This is a genomic window from Curtobacterium citreum (genome assembly GCF_006715175.1).
Classification (GTDB): Bacteria; Actinomycetota; Actinomycetes; order Actinomycetales; family Microbacteriaceae; genus Curtobacterium; species Curtobacterium citreum.
Genome location: NZ_VFMQ01000001.1, coordinates 1,631,678 through 1,648,786, shown reverse-complemented (window position 1 = coordinate 1,648,786; position 17,109 = coordinate 1,631,678). Strand labels below are relative to the sequence as shown.

General features: G+C 72.5%; 10 protein-coding genes and 1 pseudogene. 1 reads left to right on the top strand and 10 read right to left on the bottom strand.

Going from position 1 to position 17,109, the window contains the following annotated elements:
- Positions 1 to 10: 10 nt before the first annotated feature.
- Positions 11 to 1,858 (bottom strand): translation elongation factor 4, encoded by a 1,848-nt coding sequence (gene lepA, locus FB462_RS07790; protein WP_114850978.1) that lies wholly within the window; start codon positions 1,856 to 1,858, stop codon positions 11 to 13.
- Positions 1,859 to 2,013: 155 nt separating this feature from the next.
- The gene (locus FB462_RS07785) at positions 2,014 to 3,180 is read right to left on the bottom strand and encodes a pyridoxal phosphate-dependent aminotransferase (protein ID WP_141861187.1); all 1,167 of its coding nucleotides are present in this window, start codon (positions 3,178 to 3,180) and stop codon (positions 2,014 to 2,016) included.
- A gap of 195 nt (positions 3,181 to 3,375) precedes the next feature.
- Here FB462_RS07785 and rpsT point away from each other — a divergent pair, with 195 nt between their 5' ends.
- Positions 3,376 to 3,636: a 30S ribosomal protein S20 gene (gene rpsT / locus FB462_RS07780; RefSeq protein ID WP_058742457.1), complete on the top strand. Its 261-nt coding sequence runs from the start codon at positions 3,376 to 3,378 to the stop codon at positions 3,634 to 3,636.
- Between the two features lie 318 nt (positions 3,637 to 3,954).
- Here rpsT and holA read toward each other — a convergent pair whose 3' ends face one another.
- The 8 genes and pseudogenes from holA to FB462_RS07745 form a co-directional block, all read right to left on the bottom strand.
- Complete coding sequence (holA, locus tag FB462_RS17680; RefSeq protein WP_229666904.1) at positions 3,955 to 4,974, bottom strand: DNA polymerase III subunit delta; 1,020 nt, start codon at positions 4,972 to 4,974, stop codon at positions 3,955 to 3,957.
- 702 nt (positions 4,975 to 5,676) lie between these two features.
- A pseudogene (locus tag FB462_RS17675) lies at positions 5,677 to 6,909 on the bottom strand (ComEC/Rec2 family competence protein); the annotation flags it as partial.
- 509 nt (positions 6,910 to 7,418) lie between these two features.
- On the bottom strand, positions 7,419 to 8,207 hold the full coding sequence (locus FB462_RS07770) for a ComEA family DNA-binding protein (RefSeq protein ID WP_141861183.1): 789 nt from the start codon (positions 8,205 to 8,207) through the stop codon (positions 7,419 to 7,421).
- 92 nt (positions 8,208 to 8,299) lie between these two features.
- Complete coding sequence (leuS, locus tag FB462_RS07765; protein ID WP_141861181.1) at positions 8,300 to 10,861, bottom strand: leucine--tRNA ligase; 2,562 nt, start codon at positions 10,859 to 10,861, stop codon at positions 8,300 to 8,302.
- Between the two features lie 138 nt (positions 10,862 to 10,999).
- On the bottom strand, positions 11,000 to 12,688 hold the full coding sequence (cydC, locus tag FB462_RS07760; protein ID WP_141861179.1) for a thiol reductant ABC exporter subunit CydC: 1,689 nt from the start codon (positions 12,686 to 12,688) through the stop codon (positions 11,000 to 11,002).
- Positions 12,685 to 14,403, bottom strand: coding sequence for a thiol reductant ABC exporter subunit CydD (gene cydD / locus FB462_RS07755; RefSeq protein WP_141861177.1), 1,719 nt, complete (start codon positions 14,401 to 14,403; stop codon positions 12,685 to 12,687). The genes cydC and cydD overlap by 4 nt, the downstream gene beginning before the upstream one ends.
- A gap of 12 nt (positions 14,404 to 14,415) precedes the next feature.
- Positions 14,416 to 15,420 carry a cytochrome d ubiquinol oxidase subunit II gene (gene cydB / locus FB462_RS07750; protein WP_141861175.1) on the bottom strand — a complete coding sequence of 335 codons (1,005 nt, stop codon included), beginning with the start codon at positions 15,418 to 15,420 and terminating at the stop codon, positions 14,416 to 14,418.
- 19 nt (positions 15,421 to 15,439) lie between these two features.
- Positions 15,440 to 16,852: a cytochrome ubiquinol oxidase subunit I gene (locus FB462_RS07745; RefSeq protein ID WP_141861173.1), complete on the bottom strand. Its 1,413-nt coding sequence runs from the start codon at positions 16,850 to 16,852 to the stop codon at positions 15,440 to 15,442.
- Positions 16,853 to 17,109: the final 257 nt, after the last annotated feature.

Genomic DNA, 17,109 nt, shown 5'->3' with positions numbered 1-17,109 from the left:
GGGCTCCGCGCTACTTCTTCTTCTCTTCGACGTCACCCGAGAGCGCGGCGATGAAGGCTTCCTGCGGAACCTCGACGCGACCCACCATCTTCATGCGCTTCTTGCCCTCCTTCTGCTTCTCGAGGAGCTTGCGCTTGCGGGTGATGTCACCGCCGTAGCACTTCGCGAGGACGTCCTTGCGCATCGCCCGGATGCTCTCGCGGGCGATGATGCGCGCACCGATCGCCGCCTGGATCGGGACCTCGAACTGCTGGCGCGGGATGAGCTTGCGGAGGCGTTCGGTCATGAGCGTGCCGTACGCGTACGCCTTGTCGCGGTGCACGATCGCGCTGAACGCGTCGACCTGCTCGCCCTGCAGCAGGATGTCGACCTTCACGAGGTCGGCAGCCTGGTCGCCGGTGGGCTCGTAGTCGAGGGAGGCGTAGCCCTGCGTCTTGCTCTTGAGCTGGTCGAAGAAGTCGAAGACGATCTCGCCGAGGGGCATCTCGTAGCGGATCTCCACGCGGTCCTCGCCGAGGTACTCCATGCCGAGCAGGGAGCCGCGACGCGACTGGCAGAGCTCCATGATCGCGCCGACGTAGTCCTTCGGCGCGAGGATCGCGGCACGGACCATCGGCTCGCGGACCTCGACGATGCGGCCGCCGGGGAACTCGGACGGGTTCGTGACCTCGGTCACGGTGTTGTCCTCGTTCGTGACCTCGTAGATCACGCTCGGCGCGGTGGTGATGAGGTCGAGCCCGAACTCGCGGGACAGGCGCTCGGTGATGATCTCGAGGTGGAGCAGACCGAGGAAGCCGCAGCGGAAGCCGAAGCCGAGCGCGACCGAGGTCTCCGGCTCGTAGACGAGCGCCGCGTCGGACAGCTTGAGCTTGTCGAGCGCTTCGCGGAGGTCCGGGTAGTCGGAGCCGTCGATCGGGTACAGGCCCGAGAACACCATCGGCTTCGGGTCGGTGTAGCCCGCGAGCGCTTCGGTCGCGGGCTTCTGCGCGGTCGTGACGGTGTCGCCGACCTTCGACTGGCGGACGTCCTTCACGCCGGTGATCAGGTAGCCGACCTCGCCGACGCTGAGGCCCTTCGTCGGCTTCGGCTCGGGCGAGGACACCCCGATCTCGAGGATCTCGTGCGTCGTCCCCGTCGACATCATCTGGACCTTCTCGCGCGGCTTGATCGTGCCGTCGACCATCCGGACGTAGGTGACGACGCCGCGGTAGCTGTCGTAGACGGAGTCGAAGATCATCGCGCGGGGCGATGCGTCGACGGTCCCGACGGGCGGGGGCACGGAGCCGACGACACGGTCGAGCAGCTCGGGCACGCCGACGCCGGTCTTGCCGGAGACGCGCAGGACGTCCTCCGGCTTGCCGCCGATGAGCTGCGCGAGCTCCGCGGCGTACTTGTCCGGATCCGCGGCGGGCAGGTCGATCTTGTTGAGGACCGGGATGATCTCGAGGTCGTTCTCGAGCGCCAGGTACAGGTTGGCGAGCGTCTGCGCCTCGATCCCCTGGGCGGCGTCGACGAGCAGGATCGCACCTTCGCACGCGGCGAGGGACCGGGAGACCTCGTACGAGAAGTCGACGTGCCCCGGGGTGTCGATCATGTTGAGCGCGAAGGTCTGCCCGTCGAGCTCCCACGGCATGCGGACGGCCTGCGACTTGATCGTGATGCCGCGCTCGCGCTCGATGTCCATGCGGTCGAGGTACTGCGCGCGCATCGCACGGTCCTCGACGATGCCGGTGATCTGCAGCATGCGGTCGGCCAGCGTCGACTTCCCGTGGTCGATGTGCGCGATGATGCAGAAGTTGCGGATCGACCCGGCCGGGGTCGCGGCGGGCTCGAGTGGCGCGGATGCTTGTGGGCTCACGGTTCCTCAGGGGTCGGGACGGTCGAACGATTGTCCCACGGTTGTGCGCGCGGAGCGCGCAGCGCCGGCACACCTGTGGACGGCGGGCGCCGCACCAGGTGGTGTGGAGGACGGACTGGAGGCGCGTGGCGGGGCCGCCCCGCGCCTCCAGTCCGTCAGACGGCCACCGTTGCGGGGGCGGGCAGCGCGCCGAGGCCGCGGCGGAGGTCGTCCGCGGTGGCGGCGAGGCAGACACGGATCCAGCCCTCGCCGGAGCGACCGAAGGCGCTGCCGGGCGCGACCGCGACGTGCTCGCGGTGCAGGAACGCGAGGGCCCACTCCGCGACGTCGCCGGCGGCGGCGTGCGACACGTCGACCCACAGGTAGAACGCCCCGCGGGGGTCGAGGTAGCGGATCCCGGCGGCGTCGAGGACCTCCTTCGCGACGGCGAGGTTCGCGCGGTAGTGCTCGCGGGCGTCCTGCACGGACTGGTGGTCACCGACGATCGCGGCCAGCGCCGCCCACTGGTCCGGCTCGGCGACGCAGCTGATCATCGCCTCCTGCGTGGTGCGCATCGTCGGGCCGAGGCCCTTCGGTGTCACGAGGTAGCCGACGCGGACACCGGTCATCGCGTAGGTCTTGCTCAGGGAGAAGGCACTGAAGACGCGGTCGTCCTCGTCGAGGGCGGCGATGCTGACGTGTCGGGTGCCGTAGGTGAAGTACTCGTAGACCTCGTCGCTGATCACCCAGAGGTCGTGCCGCTTCGCGAGGGCGAGCAGGGCGCGCAGGGTGTCCTCGCCGAACACCGAGCCGAGCGGGTTGGACGGGGAGTTCACGACGAGCGCCCGGGTCCGCTCGGTGATGCTCGCCTCGAGCGCGTCGAGGTCCGGCTCGAAGCCGTGCTGCGGCTCGAGCCGGTACGGCACCGGGGTCGCGCCGAGGATGTGCGCGTTCATCGTGAAGGTCGTGTACCCGGGGTCCGGCACGAGCACCTCGTCGCCCGGGCTGAGGACGAGGGTCATCGCCTGGAACAGGGCCTGCGTCGCGCCGATCGTCATCCAGACCTGCTCGAGGTCGACCTCGATCCGGTTCTCGCGGCGCAGCTTCTCCTGGATCGCAGCACGCAGCGGGGCGATCCCGCCGTTCGGCGTGTAGTCGGTGCGGTCCTCGGACCAGGCACGGCGCGCCGCCTCGCCGACGTGCGGGGCCACCGGGACGTCCGGCTCGCCGATCACGAGCATCGCCACGTCGGTGCCGTCGGCCTGGAGCAGGGCGGCCTGCTCGTACACCCGGCGGATGCCGGAGGCGGGGACGGTGTCGATCCGGGGCGCGAGGGAGGGCATGCCGTCACGGTAGCGGCTGCGTGTTGCCGGGCGGTTTCCGACCGCGACGCTCCGGTCTTTGGTGGGACCCCGTCCTGCTGGTAGAGTTGGTGGCTGGCTTCCGCGTTCCCCGCCCACGGGTGGAACGCGATGCGACGGAGGGCCCCTCTACCCAGACGTCGCGACCACCCGGAGAGACGACAAGGAGCAACACGCATGGCGAACATCAAGTCGCAGATCAAGCGCATCAAGACCAACCTGAAGGCCCAGGAGCGCAACAAGGCCTACCGCTCGGAGCTCAAGACGGTCATCCGTCACACCAACGAGGCCGTCGCCGCCGGCGACAAGGACAAGGCCACCGCGGCCCTCGTCCTCGCCTCGAAGAAGCTCGACAAGGCCGTGAGCAAGGGCGTCATCCACAAGAACCAGGCGGCGAACCGCAAGTCGGCCATCGCCAAGAAGGTCTCTGCCCTCTGAGATCCTGCCCTCTGAGATCGGGTTCTCTGATCCACTGAGTGCCGCACGAAGGCCCCGCACCGATCGGTGCGGGGCCTTCGTCGTTGTCGGAGCCGACGGCGGCCGGGAGGCCCGGCGCCGGTGCCGGTGCCGGTGCCGGCATGGTCGCCAAGGGCCGGCGCCGGGGCGTGTATGCGAGCCGCGGGCGGGCACGACGCGGCACAACCGGAAGCACGACGCGCCGCGGAAGTGCGTGGTTCGGCGTGCTTCCGGTTGTGCGATCGCACGACGCGCCACGCACGAGCGCCAGCACCGCGCGGCAGCACGGGCGCCGTCGCGTCAGCGGGCCTCGCCGCGCCGGGCGATCGTGCGGACCATGACCTCGAGCGCGTAGTGCGCGTCCCGCGAGCCGCCCTTCACCGCGGTGTCCGCCTCGGCGATGCTCGTGATCGCGTTCGCCAACCCGGCCTCGCTCCACCCGGCGACGTCCCGCTGTGCACGCTGGACCTGCCACGGCGCCATGCCGAGGGCGGACGCCGCCTGGCCGCTCGTGCCACGGAAGGAGCTGACCTTCGCCATCGTGCGGATCTTGCTCGCGAACGCGGCGACGATCGGGACCGGGGCCTCCCCCGTCGCCAGGGCGTGCCGCAGCTCGAGGATCGCCGGGGCCGAGCGCCCCGCGAGTGCGATGTCGGCGACCTTGAACGCGTTCGTCTCGACGCGCCCGCCGTAGTACTTGTCGACGACCTTGTCGGTGATCTCCTCGGCCTCGTCCGCCAGGAGCTGCCGGCACGCGGCCGCGAGCTCGGCCAGGTCGTCGGAGAACGCCGCCACGAGCGTGCGCACGGCCGAGGGGACGACCTTGCGACGGGCGGCTCGGAACTCCGCGTTGACGAAGTCGATCTTGTCGGTGTCGCGCTTGAGCTCGTCGCACTGGACCTCGACGCCGCCGCCGACCCCGCTGCGGATCGTGTCGAGGAGCTTCTTGCCGCGGACCCCACCGCCGTGCCGCAGGACGAGCGTGACGTCGTCCGCCGGACCCTGCAGGTACGCGATGGTCTCGGTGATGAAGGCGTCCGTGCACTTCTCGACGTTGGTGACCCGCACGAGTCGGGGCTCGCCGAAGAGCGACGGACTCGCGAGGGTCGCGAGCAGGCCCGGTGCGTACTGGTCGGCTTCGAGGTCGTGCACCTCGAGCGCGGGGTCCTCGCCCACGAGCAGGTCGCGCAGGACGCCGATCGCACGGTCGGCGAGGAACGCCTCCGGCCCGGTGACGAGCACCACGGGCGCGGGACGGATCCCCGACCACGGCACCTGGTCGATCGCGGCGGCGGCGCGCGAGGGCTTCTTGGCGGGCATGCGGTCCTTCCGTCGCGGGCGGGGTCGTGGACGTCGCCGAGGTCGGCGCCGGGGTCGGCTCCGGGGTCGATCGTGGCCCGCGACGATCCTACGGCCGGCCGCCGACGGCTCGGCCCGCACTCCCCCGGTCGGCCCCGGAGATGCGCCGTCCGGGTGTTCCGTCCAGACCCGGAGCGCCCCGGAGCGGCCCCGTGAGACGACGACCGTCCCCTGCACATCGGTCCGGAACGCCGTCGTCCCCGCGGCCCGGAGCAGATCGAGCGTCCGCTGCGTGGGGTGCCCGTACGTGTTGTCCGCCCCGACGCCGATCAGCCCCACCGGCGCCGCCAACTGCCGGTAGAGCCCCGGGTCCTGGTCGGCCGACCCGTGGTGCGCGACCTTGACGACGTCGGGGTGCACGTCCAGGTGCGGGCGGAGCCGCCGCTGCGCCCGCTCACCGAGGTCCCCGAGGAAGACGCCGGACACGCAGGTCCCGCACCCGGCGCCCGCGGTCGTGGCGAGCACGACGCTCGCGTCGTTGCCCGCGTCGCCGGACCCCGACGGCGGCCACACCGCCCGCCACCCGAGGGCACCCAGCGTGCCCTCAGTCGTGTCGTCGGCCGTCCCGACCTGCACCTCGGCACGGCGCAGGTCCTCGACGACCTGGGCGTCCTCGGCGCGCCCGACCGGTCCGATGAGCGCACGGTCGACCAGCCCCGCGACGGCGGGCAGTGCGCCGACGTGGTCCCGGTCGAAGTGCGTCAGGACGAGCAGCGCCACCCGCTCCACCCCGAGCAGGTCGAGGCACGCGAGCAGGCGTGGTCCGTCGTCCCCGGTGTCGACGAGTGCGATCGGGCCGTCCGGCGCCCGGACGAGCACCGCGTCCCCTTGTCCGACGTCGCACATCGCCACCGACCAGTCCGCCGGCACGCTCGACCGCAGGACCGCACGGGGTACCGCGACCGCGCCGACACCCAGCGCGAGTGCCACCGCACCGACGAGGAGCACCGGGACCCGCTGGCGCTCGCGGACGAGCACGGCCGCCGCGACGGCTCCGCTCACGACGACCGCGGCGACGATCCCCGTCCCGCCGGCGGGCCACCCGATCGACGCTGCGGGGAGCGCGGCCGCGGCGTGCGCCACCCACCCGATCGCGGCGGCCGGTGCCCAGGCGACGCCGGCGAGGACCTCCGCCGCTGCGGGCCACACCGGTGCCACCGTGCACGCAGCGAGGCCGAGGACCGTGACGACCGGCGCGAGCGGCTCGGTGAGCAGGTTGGCCGGCACCGCGTAGGTCGGGAACACCGGGGCGAGCACGATCGTCACCGGCCAGCAGGCCGCCTGCGCCGCGACCGGGACCGCCACCGCGGCTGCCACCGGTGGCCAGAGCCGCCGCGCGAGCAGCTCGGTGAGCGGTGGCCCGAGCACGAGGATGCCGCCGGTCGCGAGCACCGAGAGCGCGAACGCGATCGCCCGCCCGGTCCAGGGGTCGACGACGAGCATCCCGAGCACGGCCAGGGCGACGAGGGGCACGCCGCGGACCGGCCGCCCGGTCAGGCGGACGACGAGCACGACGACGGCCATCACGGTCGCCCGCAGGATGGACGGGTCCGGGCGGACGAGCACGACGAAGGCGACGAGGAGCGCCACCGCCGCGACGGCGCGCATGCACCTGGGCGCGCCGAGCCCGCGGCCGACCGCCACCACGAGTGCGACCACCACCGCGCAGTTCGAGCCGGACACCGCCGTCAGGTGGGTGAGCGCCGACGTCTCCATCGCGGCTTCCGTCCTGGGGTCGAGCCCGCTGCGGTCGCCGATCGCGAGACCGCGGAGGAGGGCGGCGCCCGGTTCCGGCAGGTCCGCCGTGACTGCGACGAAGGCCCGGCGGACCTCGGCCGTCGCCGCCAGTGCGCCGGTCGGTGGCTCCCGCTCGGGCTCGCCGCGCAGGAAGAGCACCGCCGCGGTCGGCGATCCCGGGTCGTCCCGCTCGACGGTCGCGCGCCCGGTGAGCACGCTCCCCGCTGGCAGCACCGTGTCGGAGGTCGTGACCACCCGCACCGGCACGGCCCCGACACCGTGCCCGTCCACCGCGCGGAGCGCTCCGAGCACCGATCGGTCGGCCGGCGCGAGGTCGCGGCGCAGGTCGACAACGACCGTGGCGCTGTGGCCGACGGCACGCCGCAGGGCCTCGGGGTCGCGGTGCACATGCCCGACCGCGATCGACACCGCGACGAGCACGCAGCACGCCCCCGCGGTCAGCACGACGGCGCCGACGGCGCGCACCCGCGGACGGAACGTCTGGTGCCCGGTGACGACTCCGCCGAGCACGGCGACGCCGGCCGCGACCGCTGCGACGACGATCGCGGACCCGGGCTGCGCGACCAGGAGCACCGCGACCACCCACGCCACGGCGACCGGGCCGGCGAACCGCAGGTCCGTGAGGACCGGACGGAGGTCGACGGCCCTCACACCCGGACCCGCTCCCGGAGCTCCGCGAACCGGGTGTCGCCGATGCCGCTGACGTCGAGCAGGTCCTCGACCGTGGTGAAGCCGCCGTGCTCGTCCCGCCAGGAGATGATCCGCGCGGCGAGGGCCGGCCCGATCCCGGGCAGGGTCTCGAGCGTCGCCTGGTCCGCCCGGTTCAGGTCGACGACGTCCCCCGCGCCGCCGGCACCGGCAGCCGAGCCGCCACCGGCGCCAGCCCCGGCACCACCGCCGGCGCCGCCCGCCACGTCCGGACCGAGCGCCGCCGGCACCTCGGTCTCGCCCACCGCGGGCACGTACAGCCGCTCACCGTCGACCACCGGGCGCGCCAGGTTCACCCGCGTCAGGTCCGCGACGTCGGTCGCCCCGCCCGCTCGTTCGATCGCGGCCTGCACGCGGGAGCCGTCCGGCAGCTCGACGACCCCCGCGCGAGCGACCGCGCCGACCACGTACACGGAGACGAGCGCCGCCGTCGGTGACGGAGCCGGCCCACCTGTCGGACGCGCGTCGAGCGACCGGGGCGCCCCCGTGCCTCCAGGCCGACCGTCCGTCCCGGCGGACGCGGCCCCGGACGCCGACCCAGACCCCGCGACCGACCCGGCCGGCCCACCGGACACCGTGACCTGCCCCGTCGAGCGCTCCCCCACGGCACCCACGCCGACGATCGCGAGCGCGACCGCGACGACCACCGCCCCGAGCGCCACCGCCGTCCGCGGCGTCAGCGTCCAGCGTCGCCAGCGGGCGTCGGGGACCGGGTCAACAGGAGCCATGCCGGCACGTTAGGAACGCCGGACCGACGACGACGGCCCGGCGTCCGCCCCTGTGGAGGGCGACGCCGGGCCGATGCCTGTGGAGGAGGGCCTCAGCCCTTGATCGCGATGTTCACGAGCTTCGGCGCCCGCACGATGACCTTCACGATCTCGCGCTCGCCGATGTACCGCTGCACGTTCGCCGACGCACGCGCGAGCTGCTCGAGCTCGTCCGCTTCGATCGACTTCGACACCTCGAACGAGTCCCGGACCTTGCCGTTGACCTGCACGACCGCCGTCAGGGTGTCCTGCACGAGCAGCGTCGGGTCGGCCTTCCGCCAGCCGTACGTGGCGACGGTGGCCTCGTAGCCCAGCTTCTCCCACATCTCCTCGCCGGTGTACGGCGCGAACACGGCGAGGGCCAGTGCGACGGTCTCGGCGGCCTCGCGCACGGCGGGGTCACCGGCGCCGGGGCCGCTGTCGATGGCCTTGCGGGTGACGTTCACCAGGTCCATGAGCCGCGCGATCACGACGTTGAACTTGAACGACTCCATGAGGCCGGGGGCGTCCGCCAGGAAGCGGTGCGTGACCTGCCGGAGTGCACGGTCGCCGTCGGCCCACACGGCGTCGGGCGACGACGTGACGTCGGTCGCCAGGCGGTAGGCACGGGCGAGGAAGCGCGCGGACGCCGACGGAGAGACGTCCTCCCAGTTGATGTCGTCCTCCGGCGGGCCGGCGAAGCCCATCACCAGGCGGATCGCGTCGACACCGTTCGCGTCGAGCTCGTCGCCGAGCGAGACGCCGCCCTTCGACTTCGACATCTTCGAACCGCCGGACAGCACCATGCCCTGGTTGAGCAGCGCCGAGAACGGCTCGGTGAAGTCGAGGTACCCGAGGTCGAACAGGACCTTCGTGACGAAGCGGGCGTACAGCAGGTGCAGGATCGCGTGCTCGATGCCGCCGATGTACTGGTCGACCGGAGCCCACTTGCGCGCGATGGCCGGGTCGAACGCCTGCGTGTCGTCGTTCGCGGCGAGGAAGCGCAGGAAGTACCACGACGAGTCGACGAACGTGTCCATCGTGTCGGTGTCGCGCAGCGCCGGCGAGCCGTCAACCGGGTTCGGCACGTTCACCCAGTCAGTGGCGCCGCCGAGGGGCGAGGTGCCCTTCGGCTTGAGGTCGAGGCCCTCGGTCGACGGCAGGCGCACCGGCAGCTGGTCGAACGGCACCGGGTGCTCGGTGCCGTCGGCGCCGTGGATGATCGGGATCGGGGTGCCCCAGAAGCGCTGCCGCGAGATGAGCCAGTCGCGCAGGCGGTAGGTCTTCGCGGCACGACCGGTGCCGCGCTCCTCGAGCAGGCCGATCGCCGCGGTGATCGCGTGCTGCTTCGACATGCCGTCGAGCGGGCCGGAGTTGATCATCCGTCCCTGGCCGGTCAGCGCCTCGCCGGTGGAGACGGGGTCGAGGGCGGGCAGGTCCTCGAGCGTCGCGCCCTCGGGGATCACCGGGATCGCGCCGGTGACGGCGGCGTTCGTGTCGACGACGACCTTGACGGGCAGGTCGAACGCCCGCGCGAAGTCGAGGTCGCGCTGGTCGTGCGCCGGGACGGCCATGACCGCACCGTGGCCGTAGTCGGCGAGCACGTAGTCGGCGGCCCAGATCGGCAGACGCTCGCCCGTCAGCGGGTGGATCGCGAAGCGGCCGAGCGGGACGCCCGTCTTCGGACGGTCAGCGTTCTGCCGGTCGATCTCGGAGGTCTTCTGCGTCGCCGTCAGGTACTCGTCGAACGCGTCGCGCACCGCGGGCTCAGCGGAGGAGACCAGCGACGCCGCCAGGTCGGAGTCCGGCGACACGACCAGGAACGTCACGCCGTGGATCGTGTCCGGGCGCGTGGTGAAGACGGTGACCGGCTCGTCGCGACCCTCGATGACGAAGTCGACGTCGGCACCGACCGAGCGGCCGATCCAGTTGCGCTGCTGGGCGATGACCTTCGCCGGCCAGCGGCCCTCGAGCTGGTTGAGGTCGTCGAGCAGGCGGTCGGCGTACTTCGTGATCGCGAAGTACCACTGCGTCAGCTTCTTCTTGACGACGACGGCGCCGGAGCGGTCCGAGGTGCCGTCGGGCAGCACCTGCTCGTTCGCGAGCACGGTCTGGTCCACCGGGTCCCAGTTGACCCAGCTGTCCTTCCGGTACGCCAGGCCCTTCTCGTACATCTTGAGGAACAGCCACTGGTTCCACTTGTAGTACTCGGGGTCCGAGGTGTGGATCTCGGTCGTCCAGTCGAAGGACGGCGCGTAGCGCTTGAACGACGCCTTCTGCTGCTCGATGTTCGCGTAGGTCCACTCACGCGGGTCGACCCCGCGCTTGATGGCGGCGTTCTCGGCGGGCAGCCCGAACGAGTCCCAGCCGATCGGGTGCAGCACGTTGAAGCCCTGCTGCCGCCAGTAGCGCGCCACGAAGTCGCCCAGCGCCCAGTTCTCGGCGTGGCCCATGTGCAGGTCGCCGGACGGGTACGGGAACATCTCGAGGATGTACTTGCGCGGGCGGCTGTCGTCGAGGTCGGTGGTGAAGAGTCCGAGCTCCTCCCACCGCGGCTGCCACTTCTCCTGGATGCGCCGGAAGTCGTAGGCGTCGGGGTCGACGGGTGCCTGCTCGGTGGGGTGCTCGGTGGTCACGGTCACCCAGCGTACAAGGCCTGGAGGCACGGCTCGGCCCCGCCCCGCACCGTCGCTCCCGCCACCGGGTCACGCCCACCCCGGACCGCGGGCCACATCCGTCACGACGCCCGTCCGGCCCCGCCTCCGGCCCGCGGCTCACGCCGAGACGAGCCGCCCGTCCCGCATCCGCAGCGTCCGGTCCACGAGGTCGGCCGGCACCGGTACGTGCGACACGACGAGCACCGTCCGTCCGGCCGACCGCGCCGCCCCGACGAGGTCGCGCAGCACGGCGTCGCCGAGGTCCGGGTCGACGTCCGCGGTCGGCTCGTCGAGCACGAGCACCGGGAACGCGTGGAGCAACGCCCGCGCCAGGGCGAGCCGGTGCGCCTGGCCGCCGGACAGCAGCGTGCCGCGCTCCCCCGCGGGTGCGTCGAGTCCGCCGCGTCGGGCGAGCCAGCCGCCCAGGCCGACCCGTTCGAGGGCGTCGACGAGCTCGGCGTCGGTCGCGGTGTCGCGGGCGAAGAGCAGGTTCTGCCGCACGGTCTGGTCGAACACGAACGGGTCCTGCTCGACGAGTCCGACCCGGGCGCGCACGGCGTCCGGGTGCAGCCGTCGCGCCTCGACGCCGTCGAGCGTGTACGAGCCCTCGTGGTCGACGAACCGGACCAGGGCGTCGACGAGCGTGGACTTCCCCGCGCCGCTCGGCCCCGTGAGGACGACGACCTCGCCGGGTCGCAGGTCGAGGTCGACCCGGTCGACCGCGGGTGTCCCGGCGCCGGGCCACCGGACGGTGAGGTCGCGGAGGGCCACGGTCACCGGCCCGTCGACGGCGAGCTCATCGGCGGTCGCGGGCTCGTCCGGCTCGGGGACGATCCCGGCCGGCACCGCTGCCGGGACGACCTGCTCCACCCGCTCGGCGGCGGCCCGGACCCGACGGAGCGTCAGGACGGCGAGCGGCACACCGCCGACGACCTCGAACAGGGCCAGCGGCACGAACACCGCGAGCGCCCACAGCGGTCCGTCCAGCGCACCACGGACGACGGCGGGTGCGCCGACGGCAAGGACGCCGACGACCGCGCCGCCGCCGAGCAGCCCGACGAGCGCCCCGACGAGCGACTCGACGGTCGCGCGACGCCGCACCGCCCGCGTGACCCGGTCGTCGAGCGCCGCGATCGTCGCGAGCCGGTCCGGCAGCGTGCCGTACGCGGCGAAGACGTCGAGCGTGCGCACGGTGTCGAGCACCAGGTCCGCGACCCGGCCGCGCTCCGCGGCGGTCTCGCGGTCGGACCGCCGGGCGACCGCGAGCGTCACGACCGTCCCGAGCACCGCGGCGGCACCGAGGGCGAGGAGCAGCACGAGCGCGGCCGGCCACCAGACGAGCGCGACGGCGACCACGGACAGCACCGCGACGACCCCCGCCGACACCAGCGGCCCGACGACGCGGATCGGCAGGTCCTGCAGGCGGTCGGTGTCGGTCACGAGCCGCGTGAGCAGGTCGCCGCGACCGGTGCGGCCGAGCCCGGCCGGGGCGATCGACGCGAGCCGGCGGTACATCTCCGTCCGGACGACGGCGAGCTGCCGGAAGGACGCGTCGTGCCCGGCGAGCCGGTCGACGTAGCGCAGGGCGGCCCGACCGAGGGCGAACGCCCGGACGCCGACCATCACGAGCGTCAGGTACAGGATGGGCGGCTGCTCGGCCGCTCGCGTGATCAGGTAGCCGCTCGCCGCGAGGAGCGCGACCGCGCAGAGCGCGCTGGTCGTGCCGGCGGCGACCGCCTTCGCCCAACCCGCACCGTGCGGCAGGGCGAGCCGCAGGACCGACGTGCGCCGTGCCTCCCGGCTCATGCCCGCACCGCCCGTCGGGCCGTCACGCTCGTCGCGCCGTCCGCGTGCAGGTCGACGCGCACGTCGGCCGCGTCGAGCACGGCCGGGCGGTGGCTGGCGACCACGACGACCGCGCCGTCGTCCGCGAGGGCGCGCAGGGCGCGCACGACGGTCTGCTCGGCCTCGGCGTCGAGGGCCGACGTCGGTTCGTCGAGCAGGACGAGCGGTGTCCGCTCGCGCCGGGCGCGGTACAGCGCGCGGGCCACCGCGACCCGCTGCGCCTGGCCGCCGGAGAGGCCGGCTCCGCCGGGTCCGACCGGGAGGCCCGGGTCGAGTCCCAGCCCCGCGTCGCCAAGGGCGCGCCGCACGTCGGCCGTGTCGGGTCGGGAGTGCAGGGCGACGTTCTCGGCGACCGTGCCGCGGACGAGGCGCGGCCGCTGGTCGGCCCACGTGGTGCGCTCGGCGACCGACCGCGTCGCCGGGTCCGCCCGGCCGGTCCCGGACGGGACGGTGACCGTGCCGTCGTGCGGGAGGACGCCGCGGATCGCGGCGATGAGGCTCGACTTGCCGGAGCCGCTCGGGCCGGCCAGCGCGACGACCGTGCCGGGGGCGGCGCGCACGTCGAGCGGGCCGATGACGGTGTCGGGGCGGGTGACCGTGAGGCCGGTGAGGACCAGGTCGGTCCCGGGGTCCGTCGGTCCGTCGTGGTCGGGTGCGCGCGGGACGACGCGGTGGTCGCCTGCGGGGTCGTCTCCTGCGCGGTCGTGTCCAGCGCGGTCGTCGAGCACGTCGAGGACGGCCGCGGACGCTTCGACGCCGTCCTGGGCGGCGTGGAAGTCGGCGCCGACCTGCCGGATCGGCGCGAAGGCCTCCGGCGCGAGGACGAGCACGAACATCGCGGCACCGAGGCCGAGCGAGCCGTCGACGAGCCGGACGCCGATCGACACCGCGACGAGCGCGACGGACAGGCTCGCGGCGAGCTCGAGCGCGAAGCCGCTGACGAACGACAGCCGCAGCACGCCGAGGGTGCCGCGACGGTACTCGTCGGTGACGTCGCCGATCCGGCCGACCTGGCGGCGGGCGCGGCCGAACACCTTGAGCGTCGCCAGGCCCTCGACGGCCTCGGTGAACGCGCTCCCGAGACGGGCGAGGGCATCGGCCTGCCGGCGCTGCAGCGACTGGGTCGCGAGCCCGATGAGCACCATGAACACCGGGATCACCGGCATCGCGAGCACGATGACGACCGCACTCGTCAGGTCTCCGGCCCCGATCGCGAGCAGCAGGACCGGGGTCGCCACGGCGGTGAGGGCGAGCTGCGGCAGGAACCGGCCGAAGTACGCGTCGAGCGCGTCGAGCCCGGGGCCGAGGGTGGTCGCGAACGCGGCGCTCGACCGCCCCTGCAGCCACGCCGGTCCGCGCTCCGCCGCACGCGCCAGGACGGTGGCCCGGAGCTCGCTCTTCACCCGCGCACCCGCCCGGGCAGCGAGGTCGTCGGTCGCCCACGCGGCGACGGCCCGCACGACGAAGGCCGCGCCGAGCAGGGCGAGCGTCGGGGTGAGCGCGGCGGGGACGACGCGGTCGCGCACCCCGTCGACGCCGAGGGTGACGGCGGTGGCGATGCCCCAGGCGATCGCGACGGTGGCGAGCGTCCGGACCAGGCCGGTGGCCGCCGACGCCGCGACGGCCCCGCGCGCCGTGCGCGACAGGCGGAGCAGTCGGGGGTCGAGCGGCTTCACGGCGGTGTCCTCCTAGTGCGCGGCCTGCGCGATGTGGGCCCGGGAGACCCGCTTGCGGAACACCCAGTACGTCCAGGCCTGGTAGGCGAGCACGAGCGGCACGAAGATCAGCGCCACCCAGCTCATCACCGTCAACGTGTAGGTCCCGCTCGCGGCGTTGACGACGTTCAGGCTGTTCGCCGGGTCGTTCGACGCGGGCATGACGTCCGGGAAGATCGCGGTGAACATCGCCAGGACGACCGCGGCGATCGTGACGGCCATGAGCGCGAACGCCCGGCCCTCCTTCCCCCACGCCGAGCAGAGCACCGCGAGCACGAGGGCCAGCGCCGCGACGACCGAGAGCACGAGGCTCGCCGGGGTTGCGCGGACGAACGCCATCGCGACGAGGAACGCCGCGGCGACGACGATCGTCAGCACACCCGCCCGCGTCGCGAGGCGCTTCGCCCGCTCTCGGATCTCGCCCTCGGTCTTCAGCGCGACGAACACCACGCCGTGTGTGAAGAACACGAGCAGGGTCGCGAGCCCGGTCAGGAGCGCGAAGGGGTTGAGCAGGTCGAGGAAGGTGCCGGTGTAGTTGTGCCCGGCGTCCATCGGGATGCCCCGGACGACGTTGCCGAACGCGACACCCCACAGGAACGACGGGACCGCGCTGCCGACGACGATCATCAGGTCGAACCGGCGCTTCCACGCCAGGTGCTTCTCCTGGTGCCGGTACTCGAACGAGACCCCGCGGGCGATGAGCGCCGCGAGGATGAGCAGCAACGCCAGGTAGAACCCGGAGAACATCGTCGCGTACCACTCGGGGAACGCCGCGAACAGGCACGCCCCCGCGACGATGACCCACGTCTCGTTGAGGTCCCAGACCGGGCCGATCGTGTTGATGAGCACGCGACGGTCGGTGTCGTCCCTGCCGAGGAACGGCAGCGACATCCCGACGCCGAAGTCGAACCCGTCGAGCACGAAGTACCCGACGAAGAACAGACCGACGATCGCGAACCAGAGAACGGGGAGGTCCATGGTCAGACAGTTTCCATTTCTAGTAGACCGTCACTTCGTGCTTGACCGCGCCGGTCTGCTCGTCGACCTCTGCCGGGGCGGCGGGGCCCTCCTGCGCGACCTTCTTGATCAGGCGGAACTCGACGACCGCGAGCGCGCCGTAGATGAGTGTGAACACGACGAGCGAGATGAGGACCTCGACCCCGGTCACGTTCGGGGAGACCCCGTCGGCGGTCTTGAGCAACCCGAACACGAGCCACGGCTGACGGCCCATCTCGGTGAAGACCCAGCCCATGATCATCGCGGCCATCGGCAGCGGCACCGACCAGGTCGCCACGCGCCACACCCACCGCTGCGTCGGGAACCGACCCTTGCGGGTCAGCCAGAGCCCGACCAGGGACACGAGCACCGCGCCGACACCGAGCGCGATCATCCACCGGAACGACCAGTAGGTCACCCAGATGATCGGCTTGTAGTCGCCTGGGCCGTACACCTGCGAGTACTGCGCCTGCAGGTCGTTGATGCCCTCGACCGTGCCGGTGAACGTGTGGGTCGACAGGAACGACAGCAGGTACGGGATGCGGATCGAGAACAGCTCGTGCACGCCGTCCGGCGTCCCCAGCGTGAAGATCGAGAAGGAGGCGTCCTTGCCGGTCGAGGTGTTGTAGAGCGCCTCGGCCGCTGCCATCTTCATCGGCTGCGTGTCGACCATCGTGAGCCCGAGCTGGTCGCCCGACAGCACCGTGAGCGCACCCGACGCGAGCATCGTCCACATGCCGAACTTCAGCGCCGGCAGCATGGTCTCGAGGTGCTGGTTCCGCGCCAGGTGGTACGCCGCCACCGCGACGATGACCGAGGCCGCGACCATGAACGCGCCGAACAGCGTGTGCGGGAAGGCGGCGAGGGCGACCTTGTTCGTCAGGACGGCCCAGATGTCGGTGAGCTCCGCGCGACCCTTGGCCTCGTTGATCGCGAAGCCGACCGGGTGCTGCATGAACGCGTTCGCCGCGAGGATGAAGTACGCGGACAGCATCGTGCCGACGCTGACGCACCAGATGCTCGCCAGGTGCACGGCCTTCGGCAGGCGGTCCCACCCGAAGATCCAGATGCCGATGAACGCGGCCTCGAAGAAGAACGCCAGGATGCCCTCGAGGGCGAGCGGGGCGCCGAAGACGTCACCGACGAACCGAGAGTAGTTCGACCAGTTCATGCCGAACTGGAACTCCTGCACGATGCCCGTGACGACACCCATCGCGAAGTTGATGAGGAAGATCCGCCCGAAGAACCGCGTGAGCTGCAGGTAGTGCGCCCGGCCGGTGCGGACCCAGGCGGACTGGAACACGGCCACGACGAGGGCCATGCCGATCGTCAGCGGGACGAAGAGGAAGTGGTAGATCGTCGTCAGGCCGAACTGCCACCGCGACAGGATCAGGGGGTCGAGGATGTCGTTCATGCGGCGCGTCCATGCCGGGTCGCCGCGCGCTGGTGCTGCACGTCAGTTGCTTCCTGTGGAAGGGGGACTTCTGCTGTCACTGGCCGTTGGGACACCTTCACGCTACCGGCGGGACACCTGCTTCGACAAGTTGTAGAGGGTAGAACTGCACGAACGTGCAGGGCCTGTGATCGGCACAACCGTGCGGAACATCGGTGCTGGACGGACCCCTCCCGGAACGACGACAGGCGCCGGGCTCGATGCCCGACGCCTGTCGT